Raw genomic sequence first — 3,021 nt, 5'->3', positions numbered from 1 at the left:
CCTCAAATATTATTCAAAAAAGATGACAGGCGGACTAACGGACTTTTTCATTTTTGGTCACTTTATCCGTCAAAACATGGACAACTTATACCAGCTGTTTTTGGTCATTATGCGGTAGCATTAACAACATCCCCTAACGAATAAAGTAATTGGACAAATTATAATCCGAATAAATATTTACCACCCAACTATTTTAGGGTGGTGATTTTTTGCCCGAAGAAGCAACTAAGAACAAAAAAGAAAAGAAGACAAAAGAAATTGAGGTTAATTCCGTCTACTCTGATGATGGAAAGACCTTTGAACAGATAATGGAAGAAATATTGAAAATAACTATTAGAAAATAACCATAAATTGGTTGAAAACTACCTGTCCTTGAGGTAGAATTGACCCATCGGCAGGTAGTTATCTTTAGAGAGAGCAAGAGGGAGGGAATTTTGATGTATGCTCTAGAGGATAACTACTATAGAAAAGATTTAAATAATATAATTTACAATGTGGGAATATACACAAGGCTTTCAAAAGAAGATGATAATAATACAGAATCAGAAAGTATTGCCAATCAGAAGGAATACCTTTCAAGATATGTAATAGAGCAGAGTTGGAACCTTGTAGATATATTCATTGACGATGGGTACACAGGGACAAACTTTGACAGACCGGATTTTAAAAGATTAATAAAAGCCGTGGAGAGTAAAAGAATAAACCTGGTTATCGTAAAAGACCTTTCAAGGCTTGGAAGGGATTATATTGATACTGGGTACTATATTGAAAGATATTTCCCCGAAAAAAATGTACGTTTCATCGCGCTCAATGACGGCATTGACACCTTCCATAATAATAGCAACAATGATATGAGTCCTTTTAAATCGGTAATGAACGACTTGTATTCAAAGGATATTTCAAAAAAAGTAAGAACCAGTTTCAATGTAAAAATGAGAAATGGCGATTTTATTGGTTCATATGCCCCATATGGTTATTTAAAAGATTCAAACAACAAAAACAAGCTGATAACTGACCCAAAAACCGCATGGGTTGTGAAGAAAATATTTAATATGTTTGTTGGCGGGACTAGTTTAGAAAAAATATCCCGCATATTAAATGATGAAGCCATCCCATCACCGACAGTTTACAGAAAACAAATTTCAAAATACAAGGGGCGAAGCGGAGTAAGTGAGCTTTGGTCGGCTGAATCAATAAGGTATATGCTGCAAAACCCAACGTATACAGGAAACATAGCACAAAATAAATACAAGAAAATAAATTATAAAGTGGATAAGCAGGTTCGGACACCGAGAGAAGCATGGATTATAGTAAACGATACTCATGAACCGATAATTGATAACGAAATTTTTGAACATGCTCAACAAATTATGAATGTTAGAAATATCTCGAAAAAAATTCAGCCAAGCAGTCCCCATTTATTGTCGGGGCTGGTATATTGCGGGGATTGCGGAAACCGGATGACACCTACAAAGACAAATTTAGGAAAGGTATATTTCATTTGTTCACAATATAAGAGATACAGAAAATGTTCAAGGCATTCCATTCCCGAAGATGAACTTGAATCGGTTGTAATTAACGAACTAAAAAAGATTTCTGCATATGTAAACAACCAGGAACAATTACTTGAAAAAGCTAGAAAATTAACTACTCATGGGAATTGTAATAGTAACACTGAAGAAAAAAGGATTATTGAAAATAGGTTGCTTGAAATCAAGAAGATTATAAAAGGACTTTATGAAGATAAAATCAAAGCCATATTAACAGAAGATGATTTTATGGATTTTTCCCGTGATTACAACCTTGAGCGGGAAAGACTGAGTTTTAGACTCATAAAGATGGATGAGGAAAACGAGGTAAAAAAGCACCAAGAAGAGGAAACAGGTAAATTAATAAAACTGGTCAAGGGCATTACAGATTTTACTAATGCCACTAAATCTATGTTAATCAAATTAATAGACAGAATCGAAATCTTTGAAAAACGGAAAATCACTATAAATTACAAGTTTATAAAGCCTTTCTAAAAATGTTCCAATTCATGTGTGGGGTAACCTCCCCATGTGCAGTTAAGCTTCATCCATCGTGCCCCAAAGGGACCGCCGGGGTTTTTGGTTTTTTGTATAATCTTCCAGTCACCCAAGGGGGTAGGTGTGTTGGGTGTACCCACAGCCACAGGAAAATTCCCTATTTGTCGCCCAAACTGGCTTAGGGAAAGTTGTAATGTCAGTGTATCAATACTAATAACATATTCCGGCGAAATCGTAATATCGTCCGTTGGGCTAAGCCCCAGGGCGTTATATGTGTCAGGTCCGACAATACCGTCTGGAGTCAGGCCGAAACTTTGCTGCGCCCTGAGCACAGCAGCGCGTGTCTCCGGACCATACACACCGTTAACCGGACCCGTGTAAAAACCAAGCTCCTTAAGTCGTTTTTGTACGTACTGGACGTCTGGTCCCTCCATTAATGGATCCATAATTCTTAAATATCTGCTCGCATAAACCATTGGATATACCACCTCATATCATAATACGAAAAACAGCTTACAGCGGTGTTTAAAGAACAGGCACACTTTTAAAAAAGATTGCCCTGTTCCTCGCGAGGAAGGACCAGGGCAATTCTGAAGGTAAAAGAGGATTTTTATTGTGTTTATTCTTTTTGATAGTTTTGCTTAAATATGCCAGACTGCCATGCCGCTGCCTACGCGTCTACTTGGGCCTTTCTGCATGTCTGCACGCGCTATAAACCGCACCCAGTGCTCCGCGCCGCTCCGGATAAACTCCCGGTCCGGCAAGTCAAGCCTTTTCGAACACTGCTGCTGTAAATCGCTTTGAAAAAGAACCCAGCATCAAGCCGAACATAAACAAAACCTCACGGTGTTTTTCATCGTGAGGTTCTTAAAAATTCTCTGGCAGCGTCCTACTCTCCCAGGGGCAAGCCCCAAGTACCATCGGCTCAGGAGGGCTTAACTGCCGTGTTCGGTATGGGAACGGGTGTACCCCCTCCGATATTGCCACCAGAAAC

At 38.6% G+C, this 3,021-nt stretch carries 3 protein-coding genes and 1 rRNA gene; 2 read left to right on the top strand and 2 right to left on the bottom strand.

Annotated features, from left to right (window positions below):
* Positions 1–209 precede the first annotated feature (209 nt).
* Positions 210–344 carry a hypothetical protein gene (locus tag L9W92_RS19095; RefSeq protein WP_282442421.1) on the top strand — a complete coding sequence of 45 codons (135 nt, stop codon included), beginning with the start codon at positions 210–212 and terminating at the stop codon, positions 342–344.
* A gap of 93 nt (positions 345–437) precedes the next feature.
* Positions 438–2,024, top strand: a complete 1,587-nt coding sequence (locus tag L9W92_RS18480; RefSeq protein ID WP_240085210.1) for a recombinase family protein — start codon at positions 438–440, stop codon at positions 2,022–2,024.
* Here the strand turns inward: L9W92_RS18480 and L9W92_RS18475 are convergent.
* Positions 2,021–2,461 (bottom strand): L,D-transpeptidase family protein, encoded by a 441-nt coding sequence (locus L9W92_RS18475; protein WP_240085209.1) that lies wholly within the window; start codon positions 2,459–2,461, stop codon positions 2,021–2,023. The two genes, L9W92_RS18480 and L9W92_RS18475, sit on opposite strands and share 4 nt — an antisense overlap.
* Positions 2,462–2,903: 442 nt before the next feature.
* Positions 2,904–3,018: ribosomal RNA gene (rrf, locus tag L9W92_RS18470) — 5S ribosomal RNA — on the bottom strand.
* Positions 3,019–3,021 lie beyond the last annotated feature (3 nt).

Source organism: Pelotomaculum terephthalicicum JT (assembly GCF_022410535.1).
Taxonomy (GTDB): domain Bacteria; phylum Bacillota; class Desulfotomaculia; order Desulfotomaculales; family Pelotomaculaceae; genus Pelotomaculum_D; species Pelotomaculum_D terephthalicicum.
Note: the sequence above shows the minus strand (reverse complement) of the source record. Positions and strands in the feature narration are given on the sequence as shown.

Coding starts and splice junctions, on each gene's coding strand:
- L9W92_RS18475 (WP_240085209.1), bottom strand. CDS start 2,461: ATGGAGGGACCAGACGTCCAGTACGTACAAAAACGACTTAAGGAGCTT.
- L9W92_RS18480 (WP_240085210.1), top strand. CDS start 438: ATGTATGCTCTAGAGGATAACTACTATAGAAAAGATTTAAATAATATA.